This is a genomic window from Formivibrio sp. oc-25 (assembly GCF_055810895.1).
On sequence record NZ_JBVVOL010000042.1, the window covers coordinates 1 to 15,579 of the forward strand.

Here is a 15,579-nt window from a genome sequence, read left to right on the forward strand (position 1 = left end):
AGAAGACTACCCAAAACCTCGCGCGCAGTGGCAAGTTTCAGGATACGTTGCGAGATATGATCGTACGAAACTAGACACATATCTCTTCAACCATATCCAACCCCACGCATCCCCAACGTCCCACGGCAATCCGGATAACTCCGGCATCCCCAGAATTTCTTCTGCGGTCCCTGCTTTGCCACCAGCTTTTGCCCGCATTGTGGGCAGGTCGGCGTGGTGTAGTCGCCCTCGGTGGCGAAGGCGAGCAGGCGCTGGCGTTCGGTCTCTGGCAGGCGTTGCAACATCATCAGGAACATCTCACCACTAAAAAGCGTAATGCCGTTGGCCTGGGCAAAGGCCGTGGCATCGTCGGTGTAACCGCCGCAGGTCATAAAAAAGGCTTTGTCGGCTTTTTCCGCCACGCGCACGCCGAGCAGCTCGCGGATCAGCTTGATGCCCACTTTGTTTTCCGGCCAGGCTTTGCATTGCACGATGGTGGTGGCGCGTTCGTCGCCCGCTTGATAGAGCCGAATATCGATGCCGCCATCCGGGCCGAGCGCGGTGGTGGCGCTGCGGATGCCTTTGGCTTGGTAATAGGCGGCGCACAGGTCTTCGAAACGCTTCCATTCGATGCTTTGCAGCAGCGCTAACGACCACTCGGTCGGCTTGGGCTCAACGGGGCTGGCAGTTGCTTGGGCGGGTGGTACGGATGCTGCGGCGGGTTTGAAGCGGGGAGTAATGGGTGCGGAAGTGGTTGCAGGCGGATCAGTTTGCGTTTTCTCGCGCAGGAACTTGATCAGTGCGATCGCCCCCATGGCAAATGCTGCGATCAGCAGCGGGGCACGAAAAGCGCCGATCAGCGCGGCAGTCATGCGGTTGCTGCCCAGGATCAGCGGCAGAACAAGATAGGCAAGAGCCAAACACCCTGCCGAGATCCCCGCCGCCACCGGCCAGCGCCCCTGCATGGCGGTGGCCAATAAACCGGACTGTTTGCGTTTGCGCGCCATATCTGACATCCAATCAGAATTAACGTAAGCATGTTACCGGTATATCCGCACATCACTCAAAGTCAATCTTGCGCATGTGGTTATTTCGTCATTTCTCCCCAACGAACCGCACCCGCAACTGCCAGCGCCCTACCGCATCCACCGGTGCAGTCGCCACCAACTGGCGGGTATTGGGATTGGGTTGATCAAAGGCGCTGCGCGGCTGGCTGATATCGAGCACAGAAAGATCGACTGGCATTCCGCTGAAATGGATGATGCGCGTTTTGTCGCCGATCTGCAGACGGGCATGGTTGCCGTGCAGGCTGATCGCAGCCTCGGTATTCATGGCCCAGCGGATCAGACTGCCGGGGGGCGCTGCGTGGATAGCGTCGTCGAGCTGTACTGTATTGCCGGTAAAGTGGGCTCGGCGCATGGCCGGGATGCCGAGCACCGAAGTCAGATCGATTTCGACCGTTTGCGGGTCGAGCGTTTGCAGGCTGGCCATGCCGTCAACGCGATGTAACTGGCCATCGACGGTGAGCGTGTTGTGCGCGGCGCTGCTTTGGCGAAACACCATCCAGCGCGGCGAGCTTTGCTTCATGTTCCACAGATCGATACCTTGGCTTTCCAGGCTGTAGTAATCCTGCATACCCAGATCGCGCGCCCAGCGCACTCCGCCCCAATCCAGTACGAAACTGCCGGCATCCATATGGGCGTGGTTGTGGTGTGCGCCACCGCCTTTGATAGCGAACCAGAGCGTATCCGGATCTGACCAGGAATTGCGCCAGATAGCCACCGGCTGCGCACCCTGGCCGATGAATCGCAAGGGTGGCAATGTGCTCTTTTCGCGCACTGGCCACCATAGTGCAACAAGCGGTGCATAGCGTTCGTGCAAGCCTTGCTTACGGCGAATCATGTCGCGCTTGGGATTCAGCAGCGCTGGCTGTTGCAGTTCGCGCGCCAGATACACAATGGGCGAGGTCAGCTCCTGCCCTTCGCTGCTGTCGGCAAAGTTGAAATGCCTGCCGGACGGGCCGATGGACTGGGTATAGAACTGCGCGCTCTGCTTGAAGCCCGGCGTATCCAGCAATCCCCAATCCTGTCCCAGGCAAGTACGCAGTGCGGCAATCAGCAGGATTTCGTAGGTGGTACCAAAGCACCAGTAGCCGGGCCCCTCCGGATAAACGCCATCCGGCTGATAGGCACCCAGTGCGGTGAAGGCATCGCGTTGCGCGGCGGCGATCAGATCGGCTGCCAGTTCCGGTTCATCCTCCTGCACCGCCAGCGCACCCAGCACCATGCCACCGATGCAGACCTGCCCCCAGTTGTAGGTCAGGCCAAAAGTGCGGTGGCCATGGCGTGCCTGGGCAATGCCCTTGTCGACGATAGCTTGCCGGATCATCGCCCGCTCTGCTGCTGGCAGATCGTGATAGAGCCAGTCGTACCCCAGCGCCAGCCCAGCCGTCATCTCGGCCACATCCAGAAAATGGCTGGGGTTCCAGTCCGGAAAGGCCGCGACCGCCATCATTTCCCGCCTTGCATGCTCCAGATAGATGGCCTCCCCGGTCAGGCGGTAGGCAAACGTCCACAGCAAGGTGCGGCGGATGAATTCACGCGAGACATTCAGCATGCGCCGGCCAACCAGTTTGTGTTCCAGCGGCGGGCGCTTCAAGTCGCTGCGCGCACGTTGCAGCAACAATTCGACCAGCCGATCCAGATCGGGGTCGGCCTGGCGGCGCGACGCCAGCGTTTGCCAGTCTTCCCGGGTAGCAATCAGGCGCGGGTGTGGTGGCAACCGAGTCTTTTTTTCGTCCACGATCAGCAACGGGCTGCAGCCGGACGCACTCAGCTGCAATGCCAGTAAACCCAGCATCTTGATGACTTCTCGGCGTGTTGATGCAATGGTTGACTCCAAAATTGGCCTCGTCAGGATGTATTCACCGCCAAAATACAAAATCTATCAAAAAACAAACATCAATAATATTTATCAATAATCGCGATTGAATCAATTCAATGGAACCTGCGAGGAAGTCGGACTAATCTGGATACACAGTCCTCACCCGGACACCTCACGAATAAAAGGAACGCATCCATGAGCACCGAACAGAAATGCCCTTTCCATCATGGTGCGCGCACCAGCGCCAGCACCCGTTCCAATAGCGACTGGTGGCCCAACCAGCTTAATCTGGGCATCCTGCATCAGCATGCGCCAGCATCGAATCCGCTGGGTGCCGATTTCGACTATGCCGCAGAGTTTAAGAAGATCGATTTTGCCGCCCTGAAAAAAGACCTGACCGATTTGATGACGAATTCGCAGGACTGGTGGCCGGCCGACTGGGGCCATTATGGCGGCTTGATGATCCGCATGGCCTGGCACAGTGCCGGCACTTATCGTACCGCAGATGGCCGCGGCGGCGGTGGCGCCGGCAACCAGCGTTTCGCTCCGCTCAACAGCTGGCCGGACAACGGCAACCTCGACAAGGCGCGGCGCCTGCTGTGGCCGATCAAGCAGAAATACGGCAATAAACTCTCGTGGGCAGATCTGATGATTCTGGCCGGCAACGTCGCGCTCGAATCGATGGGCTTCAAGACCTTTGGCTTCGGCGGCGGTCGCCCCGATATCTGGCAACCCGAGGAAGATATCTACTGGGGTGCGGAGAAGGAATGGCTGGCCACCAGCGACAAGCCGAACAGCCGTTATTCGGGCAACCGAGAACTGGAAAACCCGCTCGCGGCCGTACAGATGGGCCTGATCTATGTGAACCCGGAAGGCCCGGACGGCAATCCGGACCCGGTGGCATCCGGGCGTGACGTGCGCGAAACCTTTGCACGCATGGCAATGAACGATGAGGAAACCGTGGCACTGGTGGCCGGTGGCCACACCTTCGGCAAGGCCCACGGTGCCGGCGACCCGAAGCTGGTAGGCCCGGAACCGGAAGCCGCCCCGATCGAGGAACAGGGCCTGGGCTGGATCAACAAGTTTGGCACCGGCAAAGGCGTGCACACCACCACCAGCGGCATCGAAGGTGCCTGGAAACCCAACCCGACAACCTGGGACAACGGCTACTTCGATACATTGTTCGGTTATGAGTGGGAACTCACCAAGAGCCCGGCCGGCGCGCACCAGTGGGTAGCGAAGAATGTGAAGCCCGAACACATGATTCCGGATGCACATGATCCTTCGAAAAAACACCCGCCGATGATGACCACGGCCGATCTGAGCTTGCGCTTCGACCCGATCTACGAGCCGATTGCCCGCCGCTTCCACAAGGATCCGGCCGCATTTGCCGATGCGTTTGCGCGTGCCTGGTTCAAGCTCACGCACCGCGACATGGGGCCGAAGTGCCGCTACCTTGGCCCGGAAGTGCCAGAAGAAGACCTGATCTGGCAGGATCCGATTCCGGTCGTGAATCACCCGCTGGTCAGCGCCAGGGATGTGGCTGAACTCAAGGCAAAAGTGCTGGCATCCGGCCTGAGTACGGCAGAACTGGTCTATACCGCCTGGTCTGCGGCGGCAAGCTTCCGTGGTTCGGACAAGCGCGGCGGCGCCAACGGTGCACGCATCCGCCTGGCCCCGCAGAAGGATTGGGCGGTGAACCAGCCAGCGCAACTGGCCAAGGTATTGGGTGTGCTTGAAAAGATCCGGCAGGATTTCAATGCCGCGGCACTAGAGGAAAAGAAAGTATCGCTGGCCGATCTGATCGTGCTTGCGGGTTCTGCCGCAGTTGAAGCTGCCGCCAGGTCGGCGGGGTTCAGCATCGAAGTGCCATTTGCACCGGGCCGTATGGATGCCACCCAGGAACTCACCGATGCGGATTCGTTCGCGCCGCTGGAGCCGCAAGCCGATGGTTTCCGCAACTATCAAAAGGCGGTTTATCGCATCCCGGCCGAGGAACTGCTGATCGACAAGGCCCAACTACTCACGCTCTCTGCCCCGGAAATGACCGTGCTGGTCGGCGGTTTGCGCGTGCTGGGTGCCAACTACGGGGGATCAAAAGACGGTGTATTCACCCTGCGTGCCGGCCAGCTGACGAACGACTTCTTCGTCAATCTGCTCGACATGGGCACGGTGTGGCGCCCGATCGACGATTCAGCGCAGCGCTTCGAGGGCCGCGACCGCAGCACTGGCGCAGTGAAGTGGACCGGCAGCCGCGTTGATCTCATTTTCGGCTCTAACTCCCAACTGCGTGCGCTGGCCGAGGTCTATGCGCAGGACGATGCCAAGGAGAAATTTGTGCGCGACTTCATCACCGCCTGGGTCAAGGTGATGAATCTGGATCGATTTGATCTGATGTAGGATCGATAGGCTTGAATACCACTCAGGCTTATATCAACTAAAAGAACGCCACCGATTACGGTGGCGCTCTTTTTAAAGCGAGCGGATCAAACCAGTGTCAGGCTTTGCCCCACGCAATCAATCCGATAGCGATAATCGCCAGTCCAACTGCTAAACGATTCAAGCGCGAGAGCCGCTCGCCGAAAGCGAACACACCCACCAGCGTTCCCAGCACCACCACACCGATATTCATGCTGGCAAACACCACGGCCGGCTGGCCCGGCAAGGCTCGGTGCGCCTGAACATAAAACAGGATATTGCCGAAGTTGATCGTGCCCAGCAGCAGCCCGGCGGCAAGGCCTTTCCCGGTCAAGGCGCCCTGCCCGCGCACAGCACGGATGATCAGCCAGCCCAGCATGCCGACAAAGGCCAGGCCAAAGCTGACCTGCAGCGAGGCGGCAAACGGTGTGCCGGCAGCGGCGATGTGCTTGAGCATTACATCAACCAGCGCAAAACCGGCCCAGACAGTCAGCAGTACCGGCCAGGCCCGCCCCGTTTCTTCACCGCCGCCAACCTGTGGCCGCCACAGGATACCGACCACGGCAAAGAGCCCCAGCGCGAGTCCGGCCAGTTTCAAGCCGCTGGCGGTTTCTCCAAAAAACAGAAAAGCCGCCAGCAGCGACAGCAACAATGAAAGGCGCTGGGCGATGTCGGTCAGGACGATGCCGGCCCGGCGCACACTGGCCGAGAGCACGATAAACAGGGTGGGCAGCACGAAGGCCAGGCCCAACAGCGAGGGCCAGGGGGCACCAGGTGCATTCAGACTATCCAGCGAGGGTTTAAGCAGAAACCAGCACCAGACGGACGCAGCCAGATAATTCCAGCCAATGGCCTGCACGGTATCAATGTCATAACGACGCGCGAGCTTGAGCAATACGGCAACCAGCACACTGCAGCTGGCGGCAAGAAGAACATAGTGCATGGATGGATTCCGGCGGAGCAAAGCCGGCATTTTCCATTAGGCCACGAGTACGCTCAAGCAGAGGATAAACCGGCATCAGATCAGGGAGCGAACCGGGTGCAATCCCTTGAGGGTACAACAATTTACGCAAGTCATATCGATTGAAAATCCGTCAGCCCAACCCAAACTGCACTGCATTGCCACAAACAAGACGGAATGCAAACCATGTCAAAGCTGCTGGAAAAACTGCAATGGCGCTATGCTGCAAAAAAAATGAACCCGGCCAAGGCCGTACCCCAGGACAAGATTGACCGTATTCTGGAAGCTGTACGACTGACCGCCAGTTCCAGTGGCTTGCAGCCGTATGAAGTCATTGTGGTCACCAACCAGGCCTTGCGCGAACAGATCAAGCCGCATGCCTGGAACCAGAACCAGATCACGGACTGTTCGCACCTATTGGTCTTTGCTGCCTGGGATAACTACACACCGGAACGCATCAACACGATGTTTGATCTTGTCAACGAAGAACGCGGCTTCAAGAATGAAGGTTGGGAAGCCTATCGCCAGAAACTGCTGGCGGCTTACCCCCCGCGCGATGCCGAAACCAATTTCCAGCATGCAGCCCGCCAGGCCTATATCGGGCTGGGAACGGCACTGATTGCCGCTGCGGATGAAGAAGTCGACAGCACGCCGATGGAAGGATTCGATCCGGACAAGGTCGACGAAATTCTGGGTCTGCGTGCGCGCGGACTGCGTTCGGTGGTCATGTTGCCGCTGGGGTTCCGCGAACCAGAAGGAGACTGGCTGGTAACACTGAAAAAGGTCCGCCGTCCGCGCGAGCAGTTCGTAGTCGAAATGAAATAATCTGCATTGATTGCAAAGCAGGTCAACGCCACCGCAAAGCCGGTGGCGTTTTCATATCCGGCATGGGATCGAATACCCATGACCGATCCAGGCTATGCGCCATCTGCCTATTTTTTGTGCATCCACTTTTTATTACTATGCATCAACAGTTTGGCAGCTTTATCCACAGGGTGTGCACATAACGGCCCACGAAATGCGTGAGCAAGTGCGGATAACGCAATCAACACCCGGGAAACACTCTGCCACCCATCAAACTGCCGTGCAGTTCGCACCGCGCACCAGCCCAACTGCGAGTACCATGGCGGGCTTCGTCTTTTTGATTGATCCAACAGGAATGCTTATGAACGAAACACTAACCCCCGATGAACTGGAAGCGCTAGTTGAAATTGGCCCCGGCCCAAGCAGCAAGAAGGTCACGCCGAAAGTAGCCAAGCATGCCAAGCATTTGCTCGGGCTCAAGCTGATCACCTTCGTGCGCGATGGGCGTGTCACCATCACCGATGCTGGTCGGCAAACACTGTTCCTGAAAAAATGTATCGATGGCCTGCGCAAGATCGCTGCCAATCCTGCAGCGGTGTTGAATCCGGAAGTCATGGCATTTCTGGCCAAGAAGGGCCACATTGCCCCCCGGGCAGAGGGCGGTTACAGCATTACCACCAAAGGCCAGGAATCTCTGGCCGATATTGATGCCCACCAGTAATAGGCGCGCAGGATCAATCGTCCTTTACCCTGCTGCGCAATGCCTTGGTCTGGCTGCGTTGGGTCTTGCCCTCCAGCCGGCGGCGGCGGGATGCCAGCGTGGGCCGGGTAGCATGCCGGGGTTTCGGGGTATGCATCACGCTTTCTATCAGGTCATACAAGCGCAACAGCGCATCGGCCCGGTTCTGTTCCTGGCTGCGTGATTGCTGCGCCTTGATCACCACCACGCCCTCGCGCGTAATGCGCTGATCGCTCAGTGCCAGCAAGCGCTGCTTGTAGATGTCCGGCAACGAGGATTTGCCGATATCGAAGCGCAGATGCACGGCACTGGATACCTTGTTCACATTCTGGCCACCCGCTCCCTGCGCCCGGATGGCGCTGAACTCGATTTCATTTTCCGGAATGGTGAAGTCGTGCATGGCAGGTCTGCGATTTTGATCAAGCGATCATGGTAACGCACTCGGCCCTGCAATCGCCCATTTTTTAATCAGACAAATAATTCGGCGCACAATCAAAGACTTGGGAAATCCATCCACAGGACATGCACACAGGCACCCACGGTTTTCGTGGGTAAGTGGATAACATCACTCAGAACAGGTTCACAGAACCCGGCTCATCCTGAAGTACGGTACCTCCGCCTTGTAGAAGCGCGCCCCTTCCGGGCACAGGCCAAAGCGCGCATAGAATTCCAGCGCCGATTCGCGCGCATCGCACCAGAAATGCGTCATGCCCTGCAGACTGGCAAACGAGAGCGCATGATTCAGCAAGGCGCTGCCGATGCCCTGGCGCTGATACTCGGCCAGCGTGGCAAACTTGCGCAGGCGTGCGCTGTTACCTTCGACAAATACCGAAGCGACTCCGACCAGATGACCATCGATCATGGCACCGAAATGCCAGGCCTGTTCATCGCCCTCAAGCCTGCAGAAGGCTTCTGGTTTGTCGGGCCACAATACCTGATGGCGGATTGGGAGCGTTTCGCGCCAGTGAATGGGGGTGATCTGCATGCAAATTCCTGGTTGCACCAAGGGAAAACTGTACAAGCTTACCGAAAGCTCCGCCGGAATGTGAAAGGTCACACCGTTCAAAAAATCCGGCGGGCAACAAGCGTGGGATAATTTGTCCAAGATCAAGACAGCAACCACCGAAGATACCGCCGCACCATGCCAGAAGAAAACACGACTGCTTCCGAAAAGGCTGCCAAACAGTGGCTGCGCGATCTGGCCACGCTATCGCGCCCTTGGGCGAGCCTGGCTGTTCTGGCTGGCCTGTTGCAAGGGCTGGCCATCATCGCCCAGTGCGGGTTGCTGGCTTACCTGCTCAATGCGCTGATCATGCAGCAAGCTAGCCTGACGGACCTGTCCCTGCCCTGGCTGGCCCTGCCACTGGCATTCGCGCTGCGTGCACTGGCCAGCTGGGCCAGGGATGAGGCCGGCAGCCGTGCTTCTGCACAGGTCCGCACGTGCTTGCGCGAACAGTTGCTGGATCGGGTACATGCGTTGGGACCAGCATGGCGTGCCACACAGGCCGGCGGCGCCCTGGTGTCGAAACTGCTGGAACAGGTCGATGCGCTCGATGGCTATCTGGCACGCTACCGTCCACAGATGATCCTGGCCGGCGCCATGCCGCTGATGATCCTGATCGCGGCCTTCGCCTTCAACTGGGCGGCAGGGTTGATCCTGCTGCTGACTGCGCCCCTGATTCCCCTGTTCATGGCACTGGTGGGCATGGGGGCAAAAGCCCGCCAGACCCGCCAGTTGCAGGCGCTCTCGCGCATGAGCGGGCATTTTCTCGATCTGGTGCGCGGCATGAGCAGCCTGCGTCTGGTCGATGCGCATCATGCCCAGACGCCCAGGGTTGCGGCAGTCGCGGAAGATTTTCGTATCCGCACCATGAGCGTGCTGCGGCTTGCGTTCCTGTCGTCGTCGGTGCTGGAGTTCTTTACCTCGGTCGCGATTGCGCTGACTGCGGTGTATTTCGGTTTCAGCCTCTTGGGTGTATTGCAGTTTGGCGAGTGGCGCGGGATGGTCGGACTGGGCTCGGCGTTTTTCATCCTGCTGCTTGCCCCCGAGTTTTACTGGCCATTGCGCGAACTGGGCACGCACTACCATGCCCGCGCCGAAGCACTGGCCGCTGCCGGACAATTGATCCCTATCCTGCAAGCCTCCTCACCACAACCCGCCGGCGGCAAGATTATGCCCGCCGATTCGGCACCGGCGATCCATTTCGAACAGGTGACTTTCAGCCATATCCCCGGCATACCGGTACTGGATGGCATCAGCCTCGATATTACTGCCGGTGAAAAACTCGCCGTGATCGGTGCCAGCGGCACAGGCAAAACCACGCTGCTACGCCTCGTGCTGGGCCAGCTTGCGCCGAGTGCTGGCGGCATCCGCATTGATGACACAGATCTGGCCGAACTGGATCTGCTTGCCTGGCGCGAACGCATCGGCTGGATGAGCCAACATCCGCGCCTGATCGCGGCCAGCCTGGCCGACAATCTGCGTGTGGCGCGGCACGATGCTGATGATGCCGCCCTGCTGCAGGCGCTGAATTTTTCCGGATTGCGGGATTGGTACGCCAGCCTGCCGCAGGGGCTGGCCACGCCACTTGGCGAAGGTGGCCGGCAGCTGTCGGGCGGGCAATTGCGCCGGCTGGCGCTCGCGCGTGTCTGGTTGCGTGATGCCACGCTACTGTTGCTGGATGAGCCTACGGCCAGCCTCGATCATGAAACCGAGACCATCATCATGGCCGGGCTGGCCACGCTGTGCACCGGCCGCACCGTGATCATGCTCACGCATCGCGCTGCGCCATTGGTACTGATGGACCGCATCGTACTGCTGCAGCATGGCCGGATTGCCGCCAGCGCGGATTCGCTGACCGGGCCAATTGCAGCATTCTTTGCCGCGGAGGGCGAGGCATGAAAACGCAAAGCCCGCTTGCCACCCTGCTGCCATTCCTGCGCCTGATGCTGCCGCACTGGCGCTGGATCCTGCTGGGCGGATTGCTCACGCTGGCAAGCTTTATCGCTGGGCTTGGCCTGCTCGGCACCTCAGGCGGATTCCTGGCCGCCACCGCACTGGCGGGCACCTCCGCCGTCACGGCGCAAACCTTCAATTACTACCTGCCGGCAGCGAGCGTGCGCTTTTTTGCCATGTTCCGCACCGTCAGCCGCTGGTGCGAACGCGTAGTCACGCACGAGGCCACCTTCCGCCTGATCGGTGGACTGCGCGTGTGGCTGTACCGCCATCTGGCGAACCTGTCGCCCTTGCAACTAGGCAGCTTTCATGGCGCGGACCTGCTCAACCGGCTCACTCGCGACATCGATGCGCTGGACAACCTCTACCAGCGACTGATCCTGCCCGCGCTGACGGCGTGGGTCTGCCTGCTGATCCTGGGTGGCGTGCTGGCAGCACAGGCCAGCGTTCTGCTCTGGCCCTGGCTGATTCTCGTGATCCTCGCGCTGATCGTCCTACCGCGGATGGCATGGCAAGCCGGCGCTGGCCTGACCCCACGGCTGGTGCAAAGCCAGGCCACGCTGCGCCGCGATCTGCTCGATGCCGTGGACGGACTGGAAGACCTGGCGCTGCATGCGCCGGCATGGAGCAGCCAACGCTGGCAGGTGCTGATACACGATACCGCACGCGTCGCGGATCAGCTGCGTCAGCAGCGCATCGCTGCCACGCTGCGCGCCATCTTGCTGTTTGCGGTCGGATTGCAGGTCTGGGCCGTCATCGGCCTGATCGCGCTTTTACCCGTGCAAACCATGCCAAGCGGGATTTGGATCGCGGTACTGGTCATGCTGTGTCTGGGTGTGCTGGAAGTCATCCAGCAACTGCCACAAGCCTGGCTTGATCTGCCGGGCACTGTCGCCAGCGCGTCACGGCTGCTGCACATCGCCCATACTCCGCCGGCACCGGCATTTGTCGCCCAAGGACCACAGCCGGGGGGCTCTGCACTGACACTGGAACAACTCCACTTCGCCCACGATCCTGCACAACCCGTCCTGCAAGGCATCAGCCTGCGGATAGAAGCCGGCGAACATGTGGCCCTGCTGGGACCAAGCGGTTGCGGCAAGACCACGCTGATGCACCTGATTGCCCGCCTGATCGATCCGGACCAGGGCCGGATTCGCCTGGGCGATGTCCCGGTGACCGCACTGGATGAACCCACCCTGCGCCGCCACATTGCCTGTTGTCCGCAGGATACCTGGCTCTTCACCGCCTCACTGGCCGACAACCTGCGTCTGGCCGATCCGCATGCCAGCGACGGACAACTGTGGCAGATGCTGGATCTGGTCGGACTGGGCGACAAGGTACGCGGCTGGCCCGCAGGGTTGCAGACCTGGATCGAGGAACAGGGTACCAGCCTTTCCGGGGGCGAGCGCCGCCGGCTCGGTCTGGCGCGTACCCTGTTACGTCATGCACCGATCGTCTTGCTCGATGAGCCCACGGAAGGGCTCGATCCAGCATCGGAAACCGCGCTGGTCGATGCCATCCGCACCCACCTGCGTGGCAAAACCCTGATCTGGGTCACGCATCGCGCAGCCGGCATCGCCGGATTTGATCGCATACTGGAAATGGAAGAAGGACGGCTGTTGCCGGAGAAGCCAGTTTCACCCAAGGAGCGCTGAATGTCATCGTTACTACAACTGCACGCCATCCGGCTGAACGGCCAAGAAGAAGACCTTGCCCGCTATGCCGGCCAGGTGATTCTGGTGGTCAACACCGCAAGCCAGTGCGGCTTCACTCCGCAATATGCCGGGCTGGAGACGCTATACCAAAAATACCGCGATCAGGGTTTTGTGATTCTCGGATTTCCCTGCAACCAGTTCGGCCAGCAGGAGCCGGGCGATGCCGGCGAGATCGCGCAGACCTGCCAGATCAACTACGGCGTGACTTTTCCGATGTTTGCCAAGGTGGATGTCAACGGCACGCAGGCACATCCGCTGTTCCGGCAGTTGACCACTATGCTGCCCGGCTGGTTTGGCCGCAGCATCCGCTGGAACTTCACCAAGTTCCTGATCGGGCGCGATGGCACGCCACGGCGCCGCTTTGCACCGATCACCAAACCCGAAGCGATTGACGCCCATATCCGCGCGGCACTGCAACGATAAGATTCGTCCAAATGCTCCACGAAAACCGTGAGTGACCGTGTGGGCGTCATGTGGATAACAAACCCAACCCATTGATATGGCTAGACATTTCATGCCAGATCAAAAATTGAGCAATACTGCCACAAACAGCCGTTGGACGCCGATTACGGCGTCACGGCAAGATCGCAAAGGTTCTCAGGCAAAGGTATCGATGGCGTTGCCGAGCGTTTCCCAGGCTTCCTTCACGGCATCCACGCCATCATCAACAACCTCTTCCACCGTCAGGGCGACAGATTTCACTGTCGTTTCCACCGTGTCATATGCATCACTGACCGCCTCGCCAACGGTTTCAGCACCTTCTTCAATTTCGTTGAACGCGTTACTGAAGCTATCCCTGATCGCAGGCCAGTAGCTGCTGGCGTTGCTGATTGAACTGATACTGGACATATCCCGTCTCCTTGGCTCCCATGGAACATGTCCTTATCTTACCGCTGTCGCTTCATCAGCAAGGCGGTGTACCGCCCACAAACAGGTAAAGCTGCATCAGTTTGAGTAAAGGTTTGTCAAGACGCCGCAATCCGCGGAAAGGCCACGCCCTCGGCATCAAACAACAGGCTATTTTTTACCGGGAAAGCGAGCGCCACTTCGGCCCCCTGCTCCGGATAATCCGTACCGGCCTTGAGCTTGACACAGACTTTTTCCTCAACGCCCGGCAGGCTCACATACACATGTACCATGTCGCCCAGATGCTCCAGACGATGCACCGAGCCACTCACAGTTTCATCCTGATCCGTTTCAGCCAGGCGCACATGTTCCGGGCGCAATCCGAAAATCACCTTGTCACCGACCTGAGCGCGCCGGGCATCAACCGCAGCCTGCACCACCAAGCCATCGGCCAGCTGCACGGCCGCAAGCTTGTCATCGGTTTCGACCAGGCTTGCCGTGACCAGGTTGATGCGTGGCGTGCCAAAGAAACCAGCAACGAAAGTGTTGGCCGGGCTTTCATACAACTCAACCGGCCGCCCCATCTGCTGCACCACGTGATCATTGATCACCACGATACGCTCGCCCAATGTCATGGCCTCGGTCTGATCATGCGTGACATACAGCATGGTGGCCTTGAGTTTTTCGTGCAGCTCCTTCAGTTCCATGCGCATCTGCGCGCGCAATGCCACATCAAGATTGGAAAGCGGTTCATCGAACAGGAAGACCTTGGGATCACGCACCATGGCACGACCAATGGCTACCCGTTGCTTTTCACCGCCGGAAAGCTGGGCCGGCCGGCGATCAAGCAGATGTGTCATTTGCAGCATCTGTGCTGCGGCATTGACCTTTTCCCGGATCGCACTCTTGCTCAGACCACTGATTTTCAGTGGGAAACCGATATTGTCGGCCACGGTCATGTGCGGATAGAGCGACAGCGACTGGAATACCATGGCGATCGAACGCTTGGCGGGCGGCAGTTTGTTGACATTTTCGCCACCAATCAGGATATCGCCGCTTTCCTGCTCTTCCAGACCTGCGATCAAGCGCAGGATAGTTGTCTTGCCGCAGCCGGACGGACCGATCAGCACCACAAACTCACCATCGGGAAAGTCGAGATTGATATCCCGCAGCACTTCGGTTTTACCAAACTTCTTGTTGATGTTCTTCAGCGATACGGTTGCCATGCAAAATCCTGTATGTCAAAAAGGACAAGGGAAGCGACGGATTATAAACGCCTGACAGCCAGGCGGTTGCCGTGATTGAGACGGTGTTTCAAAGTTTCAGTTCCGCGACCAGGGCAAAGTAATCGCTACGAAACCAGGAATGCGTCAACTCCACCGCCACACCGCTATCCAGGTAACCGATACGGGTCAGATGCAACATTGCCGTCCCTGGTGGCAACTCCACGTGACCAGCCAGCTCTTCGGTCAGGTTAGCCGCCCCGATGTGCTGTGTCGCGCGTACCACTCCCAGTTCGGAATTACGCAGAAATTCATACAGAGAAGCCTTCACAGCCTGAGGATCTGGCGCCAATTCGTGTGGCAATGCGGTACGCTCCAGACCAATCACTACGTCATCAGCCATGCGCGCGCGCAGCAAGCGGGTAACGCGGCTATTGTGCGGAAGATTCAGATGCTGCATTTCCTCGGCATTGGCAAATGCCACCTCGCGCGACAACCAGTGTGAGCCAGGCCGGAAACCACGCTGCTTGATCATCTCGGACAAGTGGGTAAAACGAGCCAGCGGCTGCTCCATGCGTGGCGTGATATAGGAACCAGAACCAGGACGTCGCTGGATACGGCCTTCCTGCTCCAGCACATCGAACGCCTTGCGTGCCGTAACACGCGAAATGCCAAATGCATCGACCAATTCACGTTCCGACGGTAATGGCTGGTTTGCCAGCCAATAACCAGCCTGGATTGCCATGGCCAGCTTGTTGGCAATCTGCAAATACAAGGGGGTTGGAATAGATGGATCTGGCTGCAGCACAGAAAGTTTTTTGAGGTTCATGCGAGGCTTTACTGCTGGTCGGCAGCGGAAAAACGGTTATGAAGAAAGAGGATTTCATCATACCTTACCGGCATGGCTGCAATAAGACTTGGAACATCATGCTCATAAAATGAGGCATGGTGCACAAAGCAAAACCCCCAGCCTTTTGAGCTGGGGGTTTTTAAGGGGAGTCTGGCGATGACCTACTTTCACACAGGCAATCTGCACTATCATCGGCGCTGAGGCG

General features: G+C 58.9%; 14 protein-coding genes. 6 read left to right on the forward strand and 8 right to left on the reverse strand.

The genetic code is table 11. From position 1 onward, the window contains the following. Positions 1-86: 86 nt before the first annotated feature. The gene (locus AC0KVQ_RS15375; RefSeq protein ID WP_473422067.1) at positions 87-986 is read right to left on the reverse strand and encodes a restriction endonuclease; all 900 of its coding nucleotides are present in this window, start codon (positions 984-986) and stop codon (positions 87-89) included. Positions 987-1,074: 88 nt separating this feature from the next. Continuing rightward, positions 1,075-2,838, reverse strand: coding sequence for a heparinase II/III domain-containing protein (locus AC0KVQ_RS15380; RefSeq protein WP_473422068.1), 1,764 nt, complete (start codon positions 2,836-2,838; stop codon positions 1,075-1,077). A 219-nt stretch (positions 2,839-3,057) separates the two neighbouring features. Between AC0KVQ_RS15380 and katG the strand changes: the two genes are divergently transcribed. After that, positions 3,058-5,262, forward strand: coding sequence for a catalase/peroxidase HPI (gene katG, locus AC0KVQ_RS15385; protein ID WP_473422069.1), 2,205 nt, complete (start codon positions 3,058-3,060; stop codon positions 5,260-5,262). A 97-nt stretch (positions 5,263-5,359) separates the two neighbouring features. Here katG and AC0KVQ_RS15390 read toward each other — a convergent pair whose 3' ends face one another. Continuing rightward, entirely contained in the window at positions 5,360-6,223 is an 864-nt protein-coding gene (locus AC0KVQ_RS15390) for an EamA family transporter (protein WP_473422070.1), read from the reverse strand. Positions 6,224-6,427: 204 nt separating this feature from the next. Here AC0KVQ_RS15390 and AC0KVQ_RS15395 point away from each other — a divergent pair, with 204 nt between their 5' ends. Together AC0KVQ_RS15395 and AC0KVQ_RS15400 are read left to right on the forward strand one after the other, a co-directional pair. Then, positions 6,428-7,066 carry an NAD(P)H-dependent oxidoreductase gene (locus AC0KVQ_RS15395; protein WP_473422071.1) on the forward strand — a complete coding sequence of 213 codons (639 nt, stop codon included), beginning with the start codon at positions 6,428-6,430 and terminating at the stop codon, positions 7,064-7,066. 340 nt (positions 7,067-7,406) lie between these two features. Further along, positions 7,407-7,766 carry a hypothetical protein gene (locus AC0KVQ_RS15400; protein ID WP_473422072.1) on the forward strand — a complete coding sequence of 120 codons (360 nt, stop codon included), beginning with the start codon at positions 7,407-7,409 and terminating at the stop codon, positions 7,764-7,766. A gap of 13 nt (positions 7,767-7,779) precedes the next feature. Here the strand turns inward: AC0KVQ_RS15400 and arfB are convergent, their stop codons facing one another. Beyond that, on the reverse strand, positions 7,780-8,184 hold the full coding sequence (arfB, locus tag AC0KVQ_RS15405) for an alternative ribosome rescue aminoacyl-tRNA hydrolase ArfB (RefSeq protein ID WP_473422073.1): 405 nt from the start codon (positions 8,182-8,184) through the stop codon (positions 7,780-7,782). 180 nt (positions 8,185-8,364) lie between these two features. Next, positions 8,365-8,769, reverse strand: coding sequence for a GNAT family N-acetyltransferase (locus AC0KVQ_RS15410; protein WP_473422074.1), 405 nt, complete (start codon positions 8,767-8,769; stop codon positions 8,365-8,367). 156 nt (positions 8,770-8,925) lie between these two features. Here AC0KVQ_RS15410 and cydD point away from each other — a divergent pair, with 156 nt between their 5' ends. From cydD to AC0KVQ_RS15425, 3 genes are read left to right on the forward strand one after another with little or no spacing between them, the layout of a single operon-like run. After that, on the forward strand, positions 8,926-10,686 hold the full coding sequence (cydD, locus tag AC0KVQ_RS15415; RefSeq protein WP_473422075.1) for a thiol reductant ABC exporter subunit CydD: 1,761 nt from the start codon (positions 8,926-8,928) through the stop codon (positions 10,684-10,686). Beyond that, entirely contained in the window at positions 10,683-12,395 is a 1,713-nt protein-coding gene (cydC, locus tag AC0KVQ_RS15420; RefSeq protein ID WP_473422076.1) for a thiol reductant ABC exporter subunit CydC, read from the forward strand. Before cydD ends, cydC begins: the two co-directional genes overlap by 4 nt. Next, complete coding sequence (locus tag AC0KVQ_RS15425) at positions 12,396-12,878, forward strand: glutathione peroxidase (protein ID WP_473422077.1); 483 nt, start codon at positions 12,396-12,398, stop codon at positions 12,876-12,878. It begins immediately after the preceding gene. Between the two features lie 174 nt (positions 12,879-13,052). Here AC0KVQ_RS15425 and AC0KVQ_RS15430 read toward each other — a convergent pair whose 3' ends face one another. The 3 genes from AC0KVQ_RS15430 to AC0KVQ_RS15440 form a co-directional block, all read right to left on the reverse strand. Further along, on the reverse strand, positions 13,053-13,304 hold the full coding sequence (locus AC0KVQ_RS15430; protein WP_473422078.1) for a hypothetical protein: 252 nt from the start codon (positions 13,302-13,304) through the stop codon (positions 13,053-13,055). A gap of 116 nt (positions 13,305-13,420) precedes the next feature. Continuing rightward, positions 13,421-14,527 (reverse strand): ABC transporter ATP-binding protein, encoded by a 1,107-nt coding sequence (locus tag AC0KVQ_RS15435; protein WP_473422079.1) that lies wholly within the window; start codon positions 14,525-14,527, stop codon positions 13,421-13,423. An 88-nt stretch (positions 14,528-14,615) separates the two neighbouring features. Beyond that, entirely contained in the window at positions 14,616-15,353 is a 738-nt protein-coding gene (locus AC0KVQ_RS15440; RefSeq protein ID WP_473422080.1) for a GntR family transcriptional regulator, read from the reverse strand. Between the last annotated feature and the right edge of the window lie 226 nt (positions 15,354-15,579).